Consider the following 15,919-nt stretch of genomic DNA (forward strand, 5'->3'; position numbering starts at 1 on the left):
AAAGGATCACATCAGTGAGCGAAGCTAAGAGCCAGGCGCCGCACGGCGCGGCAGCCCGTCGCGGCCCCTTCCGTGTCGGCGACCGCGTGCAGCTGACCGACGAGAAACGCCGGATCAACACCATCACCCTGCAGCACGGTGGAGAGTTCCACACGCACAAGGGCGTGCTGCCGCACGAGGCCATCATCGGCCTGCCCGAAGGCTCGGTCATCGAGAATATCGACGGCTTCCGCTACCAGGCCCTGCGCCCGCTGGCCAAGGATTTCGTGCTCTCCATGCCGCGCGGCGCCACCGTGGTCTACCCGAAGGATGCCGCGCAGATCGTGCAGTTCGGCGACATCTTCCCGGGCGCACGCGTCGTCGAAGCCGGCGTCGGTTCCGGCGCGCTGTCCATCTCGCTGCTGCGCGCGGTCGGCGATGAGGGCTTCCTGCACTCCTTCGAGCGACGCGAGGAATTCGCCGATATCGCCCGCGGCAACATCTCCACCGTCTTCGGTGGCGAGCACCCGTCGTGGCAGATCTCCATCGGCGACTTCCAGGACAGGGTCGTCGAGCTGGAAGAACCGGGCAGCATCGACCGCGTGGTCCTGGACATGCTCAGCCCCTGGGAGTGCCTGGATGCGGTAGCTACCGTGCTGGCGCCAGGCGGCGTGTGGACCAACTACGTGTCCTCGGTGACCCAGATGTCCCGCGTGGTCGAGGCCATCCGTGCTTCGGGCCAGTTCACCGAGCCAGAGTGCTTCGAAACCCTGGTGCGCGGCTGGCACGTCGACGGCCTGGCCGTCCGCCCGGATCACCGGATGGTGGCGCACACCGCATTCCTGATCACCTGCCGCCGTCTGGCCGATTCCGCCGATGGCATCCCGAAGGCCAAGCGCATCAAGGAGCACTCGTACTCCGATGAGGACCTGAGCGCATGGACGCGCGATCACGCCGACGGCGAGTGGACCGCTGAAGCACTGGGCGAGCGCGGCTTGTCGGATAAGAAGCTGCGCCGGGCCGCCCGCGATGCCAACCAGTCCGTGCGCGTGCGTGCCGCTGAAGAAGACGCCGAAGGCGCTGGCGGCGAAGCCTGAGCTGCAACCATATATTGAGATATTGCGTCTCATTATGTGACATTGGGCCCCGAGTGTTCTGCACTCGGGGCCTTCAGTTCCTAGGATGGAAGCAAGACGGTGCGCCAAGCACCGGAAAAAACCTCATCAGGGCGCACGAACCGCCCCGGTGACGTTGGATGTTGGAGGTTGGAACGTGAACGATAATCGCGAGGCAGAACAATTGGCCGAGCGGCTGCAGATGACCGAACGCCAGGTCAACGTGCTGCGCGACAAGAATCGCAACCTCGACAAGCAACTCGCCGGGATCAGCGGCAATAACAAGCGCCTGGTGGCCCTGCTGGAAACCACCCGCGAGCAGATCATCAACCTGAAGTCGGCGCTGGAAAAAGACGGGGACACTCCCTTCAGCCACGGCACCATCGTGGCCAAGCACCCGCGCAAGCACCCCGAACCCGGGCTCGGCATCGAATCCACCGGCGCCCAGTCCGCAGATGTCATCTACTCCGGGCGCAAGATGCGCGTGGCCGTCAGCCCGCTGATGGATTTCGACAAGCTGGTCATCGGCCAGCAGGTGCTGCTCAATGAAGCACTGGTGATCGTCGCGGCCCTGGGATTCGAGGAGACCGGTGAACTGGTCACGGTCAAGGAACTGCTGGAAAATCACCACGCCGTAGTCATGGCCCGTGCCGATGACCAGCGCGTCGTTGAACTCGCTGGCCCGCTGCGCGAGATGCACCTGCGCGTGGGCGACCAGCTGGCCATCGACTCACGTTCGGGCATGGCGGTATCCCGCGTCCAGCTCACCGACATGCAGTCACTGGTGCTCGAGGAAGTCCCGGACATTGCCTACTCGGACATTGGCGGGCTGAACTCGCAGATCGAAGCCATCAAGGACTCGGTGGAGCTGCCCTTCACCCACCCTGAGCTGTACCGCGAACACGGGTTGAGCGCGCCAAAGGGGATTCTGCTCTACGGCCCTCCGGGCTGCGGCAAGACCCTGATCGCCAAGGCGGTGGCGCACTCCCTGGCCCAGCGCGTCGTCGAGCGCAAGGAAGGGGCCAGCAACCGCAGCTACTTCCTGAACATCAAGGGACCGGAGCTGCTGGACAAGTACGTGGGCGAAACCGAGCGGCACATCCGCCTGATCTTCGCCCGCGCCCGGGAGAAGGCGCTGCATGGAGATCCGGTGGTGGTGTTCTTCGACGAGATGGAAGCGCTGTTCCGTACCCGCGGCACCGGTGTCTCCTCGGATGTGGAAACCACCATCGTGCCGCAGCTGCTGGCCGAAATTGACGGCGTCGAGCGCCTGGATAACGTGATTGTCATCGGCGCGTCCAACCGCGAGGACATGATCGACCCGGCGATCCTGCGTCCGGGACGCCTGGACGTCAAGATCAAGATCCGCCGTCCCGATGCCGAGGGCGCCACAGAAATCTTCAGCAAGTACCTGACGACCGAACTGCCGCTGCACGCCGATGAGCTCGATGCCGATGCCGGGGATGCCGGCGCCACCATAGCGCGCATGATCCGCGGAGCCGTCCAGGCAATGTACTCCACCGAGCGGATCAACGAATTCCTCGAAGTCACCTATGTTACCGGTGCCACCGAAGTGCTCTATTTCAAGGACTTCGCCTCGGGCGCGGTCATCCACAACATCGTGGACCGCGCCAAGAAGCATGCCATCAAGGCGCTGATTACGCAGAACGAGCGCGGACTGAAAATGGAGTACCTGCTGCGTGCGGTGCGCGAAGAGTTCGCCGAGCACGAAGACATGCCCAACACCACCAACCCCGATGATTGGGCCCGGATTTCCGGCCGCAAGGGCGAGCGGATCAGCAACATCCGTTCCCTGGTCCAGCAGCAGGCCGGCAAATGAGCGCCCGTCGCCTGGTCGGCCTGGAAACCGAATACGGAATTATCCGCCCGAACATGCCCAAGGCCAACGCCACGGTGCTTTCGGCGCAGATCGTTGACGCCTACGCGCAATTGGTCGCCGAGCAGGATTCGGCGGCCAAGGCAGCACGCTGGGACTACAGCGACGAATCCCCGCTGCAAGATGCGCGCGGATTCGCCATGGACCGGGCCCAAGCGCATCCGAGCCAGCTGACCGACCTGGAGCCGGGGCTGGACGACGAGGGCATCTGGACCGCCGAATCCATTGCGCTGGATGGCAATGACGCGCATCTGGGTTCCACGCTCTATCAGGAGAAGGAATCCACGGATGTCGTGATGAATATGGTCCTGGGCAATGGCGCACGCCTGTACGTCGACCACGCCCACCCGGAATACTCCAGCCCCGAATCGATGACTCCGCGTGATGCGGTGCTCTGGGACCAAGCCGGCGATGAAGTGATGCGCCGCGCCGCGGCCGCCGCCCAGCGCCTGGGCAGCGGGGAACTGCTGCTGTACAAGAACAACACCGATAACAAGTCGGTCTCCTACGGCTCGCATGAGAACTACCTGATGCCGCGCGGCATCGAGTTCTCCTCGATTGTCCGCGGGCTCACCCCGTTCTTTGCCAGCCGGCAGATCTTCTGCGGTGCCGGCCGGGTGGGCCAGGGCATGCTCAACGAGCGCGCCGCCTTCCAGGTCTCCCAGCGTGCCGACTTCTTCGAGGCGGAAGTGGGCCTGGAAACCACGATCAACCGCCCGATCATCAATACCCGCGATGAACCGCACGCGAACTGGGACAAGTACCGCCGCCTGCACGTGATCATCGGGGATGCGAACCTCGGGCAGATTTCCACCCTGCTGCGCGTGGGCACTACCAACTTGGTGCTCTCGCTGATCGAAGCGGGGATGGCCCCGCAGCTGGAACTGGTCGAGCCGGTCCTGGCCTTGCAGCAAATCAGCCACGACCCCACGCTGAAGGCCAAGGTGCGGTTGCGCGGCGGGGTCCAGCTCACCGCCATTGAAATCCAGCGCCATTACCTGCATGCGGCAGAAAACTACTGTGCGGCACGCGGGATTGATGATCCGGACACCACCGAGATCCTCAGCCGTTGGGCGCAGATCCTGGATTTGCTCGAGCGCGACCCGATGGACGCGGCAGATCAGATTGACTGGATCGCCAAATACCAGCTGGTCAACGGCTTCGCCCAGCGCCACCAGCTTGAGCTGTCCGATCCACGCGTGGCGATGCTGGACCTGCAATGGGCTGATCTGCGGACCGACAAGGGCCTGTACTACCGCATGGCCGAACGCGGGGCCATCCAGAGGATCTTCAGCCAGCAGGAGATCAACCAAGCCGTGGGCGCCCCGCCGGAGGATACCCGCGCCTACCTGCGCGGCATGACCCTGCAGCGCTATGCGCCCTACGTCGTCGCAGCGAACTGGGATGCGTTGTCCTTCGCCGTCCCCGGGGCGCGCAAGATCAGCCGCTTCCACATGCCCGAGCCGCTGGGCGGAACCCGTGCGCAGGTTGGCGAGCTGTTCGACACGCAGCTGGAGATTGCGGAATTTATCGACGAATTGGCCAGGCGTCGCTAATCGGCGCAGAATAGGTATGAGTCTCGGCGCGTAATTCCGGGATTCACGACGACTTAGGAGAAAACGATGACTCAGGAAAGCTTCTCGGCCCGCCGCAGCACCCAGAACCAGCAGGCCGAAACGGAACAGGTCCAGGTGAATACCACCGGCCAGTCCGCCGGCGTGGATGACCTGCTGGACGAGATCGACTCGGTGTTGGAATCCAACGCTGAAGAGTTTGTCCGCGGATTCGTGCAAAAGGGCGGCCAGTAAGCCCCAACGGGCACACAGCTTTGGAAGTCGTGTTCTGACCAATGTGGCGGAACCGCAGTTGAGGGGAAGTAGCTTCGCGTGGATCGCAGAATCTTTGGTCTGGAAACCGAATTCGGGCTGAATTATGTCCCGTCGGATGGGCGCCGGCTCACCCCGGAGGATGCCGCACGGCACCTGTTCAAGCCGGTAGTCAGCTGGGGGCGCAGTTCGAATGTGTTCCTGGAGAACGGCTCGCGCCTCTACCTGGATGTGGGCTCGCACCCGGAGTACGCCACCGCGGAATGCGACCAGCTCAAGCAGCTGATCGCCCACGACCGCGCTGGGGAGGCGTTCATGCTGGACCTCGTTGACCAGGCAGAGGACCAGCTGGCCGAGGAAGGCCACGAAGGCCGGATCTACATGTTCAAGAACAATGTGGACTCCGCCGGGAACTCCTATGGCTGCCACGAGAACTACCTGATTCCACGCAAAATCGAGTTCAAGCGCCTCGCTGACATGCTCATCCCTTTCCTCGTCACCCGCCAGCTATTGTGCGGTGCCGGGCATCTGATCACCGATGAAGAGCAGACCAAGTACGTCTTCTCCCAGCGCGCCGATCACATGTGGGAGGGGGTCTCCTCGGCCACAACGCGCTCGCGTCCGATCATCAATACCCGCGATGAGCCGCACGCCGATGCCGAGTACCACCGCCGGCTGCATGTCATAGTGGGCGACTCGTCGATGAGCGAAACCACCCAGCTGCTGAAGATCGGCGCCACCGACCTGGTGCTGCGCCTGATCGAATCCGGCGAAATCTACCACGATCTGCGACTGGAAAACCCGATTCGCTCCATCCGCCAGATCTCCCACGATTTCACTGGCCAGACCGTGGTGCGGCTCATGGGCGGCGACGAACCGACCGCACTGCAGATCCAGTGGATCCTCTTCGAATCCGTCAAGGAATTCATCGCCCGCCACGGCGCGCACCACGACCAGGTGGATACCGTCCTGGAATTGTGGGAACGCACGCTGAACGCAGTGGAAAGCCAGGACTTCTCGCTGATCGACCGGGACATCGACTGGGCGATCAAGCACAAGCTGCTCACGGGCTATGCCCAGAAGAACTCCCTGGAGCTCTCGGCGCCACGGATCGCGCAGCTGAACCTGACTTACCATGACATCGACCCGCAGCGCGGCCTGTTCCACCTGCTCAAGCGCCGCGGCCTGGCCAGCGCAGTCGTCTCCGACGCTGAAATCAATCAGGCTGTGAACAACCCGCCAGCCACGACACGCGCGGCACTGCGAAGCAAATTCATTCACGCCGCCCGCGCCAATGGGCGACGCTATAGCGCCGATTGGGTCCACATGAAGTATGAGGATGGCCCGGGCGGAATTGTGCTGTGCAAGGACCCGTTCGCAACCACCAATTCACAGATTGACGAGCTCATTGAGCTGATGGGCCAGCAGCTTTAGCTAGCTGGAAACAAGTATTTACACAGCAAAAACCTCTAAGCTGGACGCAGATCATTACGGGCCTTGCCCTGTGCAAGCCCGCAATGCATGACCAGCTAGTCCAACCGGAAAGAAGATTCGTGCGAAAAGTTTTGGCAGTATGCGCCACCGCGTCCATCCTTGCCCTGGCGTCCTGCGGTTCGGGTTCGTCATCCCTGAGCGGCATCGACGTCAAGCCAGCAGAAGATAGCAAGACCGCACCTGAGGTCAAATTCGATGCGCCGCTCCTGACCGAAAAGTCAGAAGCAGTCACCGTGGTGGAGGGCGAGGGTTCCGACATCAAGGAAGGCGACACCATCCAGATCCAGTCGGGCCTGTACAAGACCATCGACGGCCTGCTGACCAATGAGAACTTCACTGCTGATCCGGCTCCCATGAAGGTTGACGAGACGCTCAAGGAGCAGATGCCCGAGCTCTACGAAACCCTGCTGAAGTCCCAGATTGGCGACTGGATCGCCTACGCAGCCATCGAAGGCGTTCAGCAGCCGGACGGGTCCATCGCCGAACCGGCCGAAGGCTCGCGTGCCGAACGGCTGATCGTGATCAAGATTGCGGACTCCAAGAGCCCTAGCCAGACGATGGGCAAGGAAGAAGTCCAGCAGCTCAAGGACGACGGCAAGCTCCCCACCGTGAAGACCGGCAAGGGCGATCCGCAGATCACCATCCCCAAGGACACCGAAGCCCCGGCAGGCCTGGCAGTGGACGTCCTTGAAGAAGGCGACGGCCCAGCCGTTGGCCAAACGTCCAAGGTCACTGCCCACTACCACGGCGTGCGCTGGGAAGATGGCAAGAAGTTCGACGGCAACTTCGGCAACGAAGAAGGCTTCGAAGCCGATATGGCCGGCGGAGTCATCCAGGGCTGGCTGCAGGGCTTCCAGGGCCTGAAGGAAGGCAGCAAGGTCTTGCTGACTGTCCCAACGGACTTGGCCTACGGCGAAACAGCTGAAGCCCAGGGGCGTCCTGCAGGACCACTGGTCTTCTACGTAGAATTAGACAAGGTAAGCGAAAGCAAGTAACAGAAAGGCCGTGACTATGTCGTTCGGAGAACGCAACTACGACCGCACCAAGCCTGAGATCGATTTCCCGGGCACCGACGCTCCTGAAGAACTGGTCATCACCGACCTGGTCGAGGGAACCGGCGCCGAGGTCACCCCAGGCACCACCGTTGAAGCGCACTATGTAGGCGTTGCCTGGTCCACCGGCGAAGAGTTCGACTCTTCCTGGGGCCGCGGGCAGACCCTCGACTTCCCAGTGGGTGTCGGAATGGTTATCCAGGGCTGGGACCAGGGCCTGCTGGGCATGAAGGTCGGCGGCCGTCGCCGACTGGATATCCCATCGCACCTGGCCTACGGCGAGCGTGGCGCCCCAGGCGCCATTGCGCCTAACGAAGCACTGATTTTCGTTGTGGATCTGATGGGCACCAAGTAATTCCAAGTGCTGGCAATGGCCTCGATTAAATAATCGGGGCCATTGCTGTCCCAGAAGTCATCCTTATCGGCGAAAGTTGGTTAGTCTAGGCACGTGAGCACAAAGCAATCCCCGGGACCCAGCAAGGCAGAACGCCTGACCAGCCTCATCTATGCGCTGGCAACTAAATCACGGAAGTTCAACGCCGACCGCATTGGATCCTATTTGGTGCCAGGCGGTACCAAGGAGACCCGAGAGAAGGCGCTGGATCGCCTCAAGGACGATATCCGCAATGACTTCGGGTTGCAGCTGGACAAAGAAGTAATCGACGATGTTACGTACTACAGCATCGACACGACCGAGTGGTTCTTGCCGCCGGTGGAATTCAGCCCCGCAGAAGCCGGCCTGGTCGCATTGGCCGCGAGCCTTTGGAAAGACACCAAGCTCCAGTCATTGGGGCTCAATGCCGCGGCCCGAGTCACCGGCCATGATGGCGTGGCCTCGCCGGTCGCTCCGTTGGCCGGCTCATTGGTCCCACGCCTTTCCATGGATGAACCGAACTTCCGCGAATGCGCCCTGGCGGTCTTCAACCGCAACACGCTCAAGTTCGCCTATACGTCCTCTGGCGGCGCACAGAGCGAACGAATTGTTGATGTGTGGGGGATCGGGCAGCGCTACGGCAACTGGTACTTCACCGGCTATGACCACACGCGGAAAGATACCCGTGTCTTCCGCCTCTCGCGGGTTCAGGGCAAGTTCACGAATTACCGGCATGGCGGCGCTAACGCCGACGGGCAGTACCACGCCCGCCCCCAGGATTTCGACATGACCCAGGTCTTGCAGGATTTCGACCTGCAGAATCCGGGACTGGTGGCAACGGTGCGGCTCTTGGGCGATGAAGCAATCCCGCTGCGCGCCCAGGCAGTAAATGGCCGCAGCGATCAGGATGAGCTGCAGATCGGCTATGCGGATCCGCATTCATTTGCCCAGCAGCTGGCAGCTTATGGTCCGGCCGTGAAAGTCCTGGGACCCTCCGAACTGGTGGCCCAGGTGCGCCGGATTCTGCGCGACGCGCGCAGCTCCCAGACCAGCCAGGGCAACCAGGATGCCTACGCAGAGGTGAAGTTCCGTCCGCATCGCGCCACCGGCCGTGGCACCACCACAACTCAGGTCATGCGAAATATCGACATGATCCAGTATGTGCACGCCCATGGTGCCGTAGAAATCGAAGCGCTGGCAGAACGCTACTCCATGAGCGTTGCCAAGGTCCGTGAAGAGCTGGCCATGATCATGATGTGCGGTGTCCCGTACGGCCAGCATGACGAACTGATCAACGTCAATGACGGCGACGTTGAATCCGATACCGTTACGATCTCCAATGCAGCCCTGCTGGCCGAGCCGCAGAAGCTGGCGCCGCTGGAAGCAGTAGCCGTGCTCGGCGGGCTCAACGCCCTGGCAAGCATTCCCGAGTTCGAGCACCAGCAGGTGCTCGACGCGGCACTGGCCAAGGTGAATTCCGCGGTGGCCCGTTTTGACGGCTGGAGCGGGGCGCTGGGCTTCGCACTGTCCGAGGCGCGCGAGAACGATATTCCGCAGCAGCTGATTCAGGCGATTCGTTCCCAAGACGTCGTGCGCATCGATTACTACTCGGCCCGTTCGCGAACTCACCAGGTTCGCGATGTGGAACCGATCCGGCTCATTGAAGACGGAGCGGTGCAGTACCTGCGGGCTTGGTGCCGAAAGCGCCAGAGCCTATTAACTTTCCGGGTGGACCGGATGTTAAGTGTGGAAACTGCCGGTGAACAATTCGAGCTGGCGGCTCGGCATGAAGACCAGCAAGATGTCCAGATCCGGTATGCCTCCAACGACGATGACTTAGAGGTCATGGTCTATGTAGACGCCGAGATCTTACCGGTTATCGAAGCTTTCCATCCTCTTTCCTGGTCCACGGGAAAGGTCGGTACGGGGTATCTGGCCAACGTCCGGTTCTCGGATCACCAGGTAGCTGCGCCGCTCGTGGCTCGCCATAGCGGTAAACTGACTGTGGTCTCTCCTGACGCTACGCGCGAACAGGTAGTGAACTGGTTGGACGAGGCTATCGCAATGTATGAGGATTAATAGATGCTTCCTTGGTGGTTTTGGGTACTTTTGTGGACTGTGCTCGTTTTGGCGACAATACTTGTTGCGGCACTTGCCGGCTTCCGTTTGTTCAAACGGGGAATGGCGGTCGTCGAGGGCCTGGGCGACGCTGCGGATCACATCAGCGCCGGTTTAAGCCAGGAGGGCACCGTCGTCGAGTACGCTACGAACCCTCGTCGCTACCCGCACGGAACCAATGCCACGCACGCGGATCCGGAGAAGATCAAAAAGCTTCGCGATAAGGGCAAAGCTGAAAGAATCGAGGCGCGTCGAGTTCGCCGCGTCGCACGTCGCGCACAGCGCGGCCAAGCTCAGAACTTGCGCGATCTTGGCTTGTTCTGACGTAGACTTTAGATAGAGAGAAGGGAATCCACATGGGTGGCTTACAGGGATGGCATTTGGTCATCATTATCGTGCTTGCACTGCTGCTTTTCGGCGCTCCAAAGCTTCCAGGCTTGGCTCGCTCGATGGGCCAGTCGCTGCGCATTTTCAAGTCCGAGGTTCGCCAGATGAAGGATGATGATCCTAAATCTGAAACCGTTGATGGCACCATCAATGATCCGAACCCCAACGAAAAGAACAACTCGTAGACCTCTTCAGTGGCAACAAATAAAGACAAGAACCCGCGCAGCAAGAAGAAGCGGGCCAAGGACGCAGAAGGTCGGATGGCTCTCAAAGAGCATCTGATTGAAGCACGGAACCGGTTATTCAAGTCGCTCATCGCGCTGACCTTGGGCACGGTAGCCGGTTTCTTCGTATACGACTGGCTGCTTGCCTTGCTGATCGCGCCTGTGAAAGCTGCCGGCGGCTCGGTAGTGTTCACCGCGGTGATGTCACCCTTCGACATCATGATCAAGGTGGCGCTGTTCGTCGGCCTGATCGTTTCCTCGCCGGTGTGGCTCTACCAGCTGTGGGCATTCATCGTGCCGGGACTGAAAAAGAACGAGCGCCGTTTGAGCTACAGCTTCGTAGCAGCCGCGGTTCCGCTGTTCCTTGGCGGCGTGGCGATGGCCTACTTCGTTCTTCCGTTTGCGCTGGAATTCTTCATTAGCCTGTCGCCGGAGAACTCGGATAACCTGCTGAACATTTCCGAGTACCTGCCGTTTATCTTCCGCCTGCTCCTGGCATTCGGCTTGGCCATGCTGGTACCGGTACTGATGGTTGGCCTGAACATGGTTGGCGTCCTGCCAGCCAAGCTCATCTTGAAGAACTGGCGTATCACCGTCTTCCTCATCGCCCTGGTTGCCGCTATGGCAGCACCAGGCGGCGATGCAATCACCATGTTCGCGTTGGCTGGACCGTTGTTCCTCACCTTCGCCGTTGCCACCTTGATCTGCCACTTCAACGACAAGAAGCGCGCAAAGAAGCTGGCGGCACGGGAAGCCGAGAATGAACGCCTAGCAGCTGGTGAAACTTCTGGCATTGAAACCCCTAGCTCGATTGACGAACCTAAATCCCAGCTCTGAACCAGGGCAAGAAAGTGAACGACCACAAGTGACTTCACCCGCGGAACGCTACGCGAATTCCAAGGCACGGCAGGTCGAAAACGGCACTGCACTTCCTGGATTCCGGGCAAGCATCTCCTTCGACCTGGATCCATTCCAGGCCGAAGCTTGCCAGAAGGTCGCAGAAGGGCACAGCGTACTGGTCGCTGCGCCCACCGGCGCCGGAAAAACTGTTGTTGGCGAATACGCCATCTACCAGGCTCTAGGCGAGAACCGCAAGGCTTTCTACACCACGCCCATCAAGGCGCTGAGCAACCAGAAGTATTCGGAACTGGTCAATCGCTATGGAGCGCAGAAGGTCGGGTTGCTGACCGGCGACACCTCCATCAACTCCGAAGCGCAGATCGTCGTCATGACCACCGAAGTGCTGCGCAATATGCTGTACGCGGATTCCCAAACCCTCGACGGCTTGGGCTACGTGATCATGGATGAGGTCCACTACCTCGCCGATAAGTTCCGTGGTGCCGTATGGGAAGAAGTCATCATCCATCTGCCGTCCAACGTGCAGATCATTTCACTCTCGGCAACCGTGTCCAACGCCGAGGAATTCGGTGGCTGGCTGGATACCGTCCGGGGCCAGACCGATGTCATCGTCTCCGAGCATCGCCCGGTGCCGCTCTTCCAGCACGTCATGGTCGGCCCTAACGTGGTGGACCTGTTTGCCGAAGACGTAGCCTTCGACAAGGTGGCTGAAGACGATTCAAAGGCCTCGGTCAACCCCGAACTGCGAAAACTCGTACGCTCCCACAGCCCTGGCGGCCGAGTGCAGCGCGGCCGGGGTCGCGGCGGCCGCGGCCCCCAGCGCAGTTCAGGCATGGGGCACCGCATCAACCGTCCAGCGGTTATCGGGAAGCTTGACCGGGCTGCTCTGCTGCCAGCTATCTTCTTCATTTTCTCCCGCAAGGGCTGCGATATGGCCGTGCAGCAGTGCGCCATGGCTGACCTGCGCCTGACGACCAATGAAGAAGCCGCCGAGATCGCGCAAGCGCTGGATGAAGTCGCCTACCGGATCCCCAGCGAAGACCTGGACGTTCTGGAATTCTGGTCCTGGCGCGATGGTCTGGTTCGCGGCTTCGCTTCCCACCACGCCGGCCTGCTCCCGATCTTCAAGGAAATCGTTGAAGACCTCTTTGCACGCAACCTGATCAAGGTGGTGTTCGCAACCGAGACCCTGGCACTGGGCGTGAACATGCCAGCACGCTCGGTCGTGCTGGAAAAACTGGTCAAATTCAACGGCGAATCCCACGTGCAGATCTCTTCGGGGGAGTACACCCAGCTCACCGGCCGTGCCGGGCGCCGCGGCATTGACGTCGAAGGCCATTCAATTGTTGTCTGGAACCCCGACCTGGAACCGGAATCCTTGGCAGGACTCGCTTCGAAGCGAACCTATCCGCTGAATTCCTCGTTCCGTCCGACCTACAACATGTCCACAAACTTGCTGGCGCAGTTTGGCCGTGAACAGACTCGTCAAATCCTCGAAACCTCCTTTGCCCAGTACCAGGCGGACCGTTCCGTGGTGGGCATGGCGCGCCAGGTGCGTTCCAAGGAAGAATCCCTGGCCGGCTACGCCAAGTCGATGGAATGCCATCTCGGAGATTTCACCGAGTACCTGAAACTCCAACGAAACCTGGCCCAGGTCGAGAAGAACGCTGCGAAGGACCGCCGCCACGAGCGCCGTTCGGCAGCTGAGCAGTCACTGCAGGCCGTGATCCGCGGCGACGTGGTGGACCTGCCAGGTGGCCGCCGCTTCGGCCGCGCCGTGGTCGTCGAGCTTGATAAGGCCATGTACAACCCGCGACACACCGTGCTGACCGAAGAAGCGCAGCTTCGCCGGCTCTCGGTGGAAGACCTCAACGGACCAGTGCAGATCATTTCGCGGATCAAGATTCCCAAGGGGTTCAACGGGCGCACACCGAAGGAGCGCCGGGACCTTGCTTCATCCTTGCGCAACGCGATCTACGAGTCGCGTCCTCCACGCCAGGACGCCCAGAGCTTTGATTTCGAAGGCTCGGATTCCTTCGAGCGTGAAATCAACGCACTGCGCCTGGAGCTCAAGGACCATCCTTGCCACGCCTGCTCGGAGAAGGACCAGCACATGCGCTGGGCCGACAGGTACTGGAAGCTGAAGAAGGACACGGACAAGGCCCGTCGCGCCATCCGCGGGCGAACCAATACCATTGCCACGCAGTTCGACAAGGTCTGCAAAGTGCTCGAGCAGTTCGAATACCTCGTGCCTTCCGAGGGCGGCGAAGATTTCGCGCTGACCGACTCGGGCCGCCGCCTGCGCCGCATCTATGGCGACCGAGATCTGCTCACCAGCCAAATCCTGGAGACCGGCAAGCTCACGCAGCTCAATGCGGAAGAACTCTGCGCGGTTGTCGCCAGCCTGGTCTACCAGGCACGCCGCGACGGGGACCGTGCCGATCCGAAAATGCCAACGGGCAAGATCGATGACATCTGGAATAGCACCATCAAGATTTGGGGCGAGCTATCGGACGCTGAAGAGGCCTTGGGCCTTGACCCGACCGCTCCACCGGAATCCGGTTTGATCTGGCCAATGTACAAGTGGGCCCGCGGTTCGAGCCTGAACAGCGCGCTGCGCGGTACCGATCTGGCACCGGGTGACTTCGTGCGCTGGGCCAAGCAGGTCATCGACACATTGGACCAGTTCGCAAAGAATAGCGACCTTCCGCCATTGCTGGTTCGCAATGCCTACAAGGCAGTAGACCAGATCAAGCGCGGTGTAGTGGCCTACTCGAACGTGCTGGACTAGCCAGCAGGTCCAGCCGAAAAACTTATTAGCCAGTGCACGAGAAAAGGGAGACGCTGATGGCAAAAACACTCTACCGAAACGGGTCCATCTACTCAGCGGCCGATCCATTTGCTACCGCAATGGTGGTGGACGGCGACACCATTTCATGGTTGGGCGGCGAGGACGCAGCCGAGCGCCACGCGTCTGCCGTCGACGAAGTGGTCGACCTCAATGGTGGTTTGATTACCCCGGCGTTCGTCGAATCCCACACGCACCTTGCCGCCTTGGGCCGCACCCTTTCGGGAGCCGATTTGGGTGCAGCAACCTCGGCTTCTTCGCTGCTTTCCCTCGTCGCCGAGCAGGCGCAGAAGTCGACCAAGCTGGTCCTGGCTCAGGGGTGGGACAACTCGAACTGGGCTGACCAGCAGCTGCCCGCGGAAACCGACCTGACCAGTGCCGCGGAAGGCCGCGGCTATTACCTGGCGCGTCGCGATGTGCACAGTGCCCTGGTCAATCGGGAACTGCTGGATCTGCTGGACCTGGGCCACCTCGCCGCTGGCATCATTTCTGGTGCGGATCACGACGCCGTGCGTGAAGCACTCACCAATACGCAGAAGGCCGAACAGGAATACCAGCGCCTGGCACTGGAGCACTACGCCTCGCGTGGTTTCGCCAGCGTTGTGGAGATGGCGGCCCCGCATATTGAGGGCCGAGAGGCGCTGGAGCAGTTGCTGGCCATCGACAACCCTGAACTGCCGCAAGTCCATGCCTACTGGGGCGAACTGGTTAGCGATGCAGACATCGCCCAGGAACTGGTCGCATCCTTCCCAACGGGAAAGGTGCTGGGCTTGGGTGGCGATCTTCGCGTGGATGGTTCGCTAGGCAGCCACACGGCGTACCTGCGCGAAGACTACAGCGATCAGCCGGGCGAACGCGGCACCCTGTATCTGAAGCGTGACGAAATTGCGGCCCACCTGGTCGCTTGCAGTTCCCGGGAGATCCAGGCCTCGTTCCATGTGATCGGAGACGGCGCCCTGGACGAGGTGTTGGCAGGTTTTGACCTGGCTGCTGAGCAGATTGGGGCAGCTAAGCTGCAGATGTGCCGGCACCGTCTGGAGCATGTCGAGATGGTTGATGAAGACTCGCGGGCCCGTTTGCTGCAGTACGCCATCATGGTTTCGATGCAGCCGGTCTTCGACCAGGCGTGGGGCGGCTCGAACGGCATGTACGCGCAGCGCCTGGGGGAGCGCGCAGCATCGATGAACAACCTCTCCGCTATGCTTTCGGCTGGTGTGCCAATGGTGCTTGGCTCTGATGCTCCGGTAACGGAGGTTGATGGCTGGCAGGTTGTTCGCGCCGGCATGAACATGACGAATGCTGAGGCTCGCATTTCGGCTCGTGCGGCCTTCTTGGCTCAAACCCGATCCACCTACCGCGCCATGGGCGAGATGAACCCGTTTGCCGGGCAGCTCGTGATCGGCGCGCCGGCGACTTTTGCAGTGTGGACTGCCTCTGAACTTGCTGTGCAAACTCCGGACGTCCGAATCAGTTCTTGGAGTACCGATGCACGAGCTGGAACTCCGATGCTTCCGGTCGTTGATGAGGAAATTCCGCAGTGCCTGCGTACAGTACGCGCTGGAATCACGCTTTTCAATACCCTTGAGCCAAGCGAATCGGCTTAAAGCGAAACAGATGCTCAATAAGCAGAATGAATTCGCAAAATTTGCCCTGACTAGTGGTGTCTAGGTAAAGAGTGAAGTCATTTGATGGTTGACAGCCTAGGTGGGGTACCCACTAGGCTGGTCTAAGCGCCTCTTCGAGATGCA

The 15,919-nt window shown here is 61.0% G+C and carries 13 protein-coding genes; all 13 read left to right on the top strand.

The features are described 5' to 3' along the window. Nucleotides 1–14 precede the first annotated feature (14 nt). Nucleotides 15–1,076, top strand: coding sequence for a tRNA (adenine-N1)-methyltransferase (locus tag ACIOTL_RS08785; RefSeq protein ID WP_388022018.1), 1,062 nt, complete (start codon nucleotides 15–17; stop codon nucleotides 1,074–1,076). Nucleotides 1,077–1,296: 220 nt separating this feature from the next. Then, entirely contained in the window at nucleotides 1,297–2,934 is a 1,638-nt protein-coding gene (arc, locus tag ACIOTL_RS08790) for a proteasome ATPase (protein ID WP_166650701.1), read from the top strand. Further along, complete coding sequence (gene dop / locus ACIOTL_RS08795; protein ID WP_388022020.1) at nucleotides 2,931–4,547, top strand: depupylase/deamidase Dop; 1,617 nt, start codon at nucleotides 2,931–2,933, stop codon at nucleotides 4,545–4,547. The genes arc and dop overlap by 4 nt, the downstream gene beginning before the upstream one ends. Nucleotides 4,548–4,613: 66 nt before the next feature. Then, nucleotides 4,614–4,799, top strand: a complete 186-nt coding sequence (locus ACIOTL_RS08800; protein ID WP_105657838.1) for a ubiquitin-like protein Pup — start codon at nucleotides 4,614–4,616, stop codon at nucleotides 4,797–4,799. 78 nt (nucleotides 4,800–4,877) lie between these two features. Continuing rightward, complete coding sequence (gene pafA / locus ACIOTL_RS08805) at nucleotides 4,878–6,251, top strand: Pup--protein ligase (protein WP_388022022.1); 1,374 nt, start codon at nucleotides 4,878–4,880, stop codon at nucleotides 6,249–6,251. 119 nt (nucleotides 6,252–6,370) lie between these two features. Then, nucleotides 6,371–7,306 carry an FKBP-type peptidyl-prolyl cis-trans isomerase gene (locus ACIOTL_RS08810; RefSeq protein WP_332486254.1) on the top strand — a complete coding sequence of 312 codons (936 nt, stop codon included), beginning with the start codon at nucleotides 6,371–6,373 and terminating at the stop codon, nucleotides 7,304–7,306. Between the two features lie 16 nt (nucleotides 7,307–7,322). Further along, nucleotides 7,323–7,718, top strand: coding sequence for an FKBP-type peptidyl-prolyl cis-trans isomerase (locus tag ACIOTL_RS08815; protein WP_013348985.1), 396 nt, complete (start codon nucleotides 7,323–7,325; stop codon nucleotides 7,716–7,718). A 93-nt stretch (nucleotides 7,719–7,811) separates the two neighbouring features. Continuing rightward, complete coding sequence (locus tag ACIOTL_RS08820; protein ID WP_388022025.1) at nucleotides 7,812–9,815, top strand: helix-turn-helix transcriptional regulator; 2,004 nt, start codon at nucleotides 7,812–7,814, stop codon at nucleotides 9,813–9,815. Between the two features lie 102 nt (nucleotides 9,816–9,917). Then, nucleotides 9,918–10,178: a hypothetical protein gene (locus ACIOTL_RS08825; protein WP_400342377.1), complete on the top strand. Its 261-nt coding sequence runs from the start codon at nucleotides 9,918–9,920 to the stop codon at nucleotides 10,176–10,178. 32 nt (nucleotides 10,179–10,210) lie between these two features. After that, nucleotides 10,211–10,426, top strand: a complete 216-nt coding sequence (gene tatA, locus ACIOTL_RS08830; RefSeq protein WP_105657843.1) for a Sec-independent protein translocase subunit TatA — start codon at nucleotides 10,211–10,213, stop codon at nucleotides 10,424–10,426. A gap of 9 nt (nucleotides 10,427–10,435) precedes the next feature. Then, nucleotides 10,436–11,302, top strand: coding sequence for a twin-arginine translocase subunit TatC (tatC, locus tag ACIOTL_RS08835; protein ID WP_105657844.1), 867 nt, complete (start codon nucleotides 10,436–10,438; stop codon nucleotides 11,300–11,302). A 28-nt stretch (nucleotides 11,303–11,330) separates the two neighbouring features. Then, nucleotides 11,331–14,114 (top strand): DEAD/DEAH box helicase, encoded by a 2,784-nt coding sequence (locus ACIOTL_RS08840; RefSeq protein WP_332727056.1) that lies wholly within the window; start codon nucleotides 11,331–11,333, stop codon nucleotides 14,112–14,114. A gap of 56 nt (nucleotides 14,115–14,170) precedes the next feature. After that, nucleotides 14,171–15,775 (top strand): amidohydrolase family protein, encoded by a 1,605-nt coding sequence (locus ACIOTL_RS08845; protein WP_332594754.1) that lies wholly within the window; start codon nucleotides 14,171–14,173, stop codon nucleotides 15,773–15,775. Nucleotides 15,776–15,919: the final 144 nt, after the last annotated feature.

The sequence above is a fragment of the Glutamicibacter sp. NPDC087673 genome (assembly GCF_044743255.1).
Lineage (GTDB): Bacteria > Actinomycetota > Actinomycetes > Actinomycetales > Micrococcaceae > Glutamicibacter.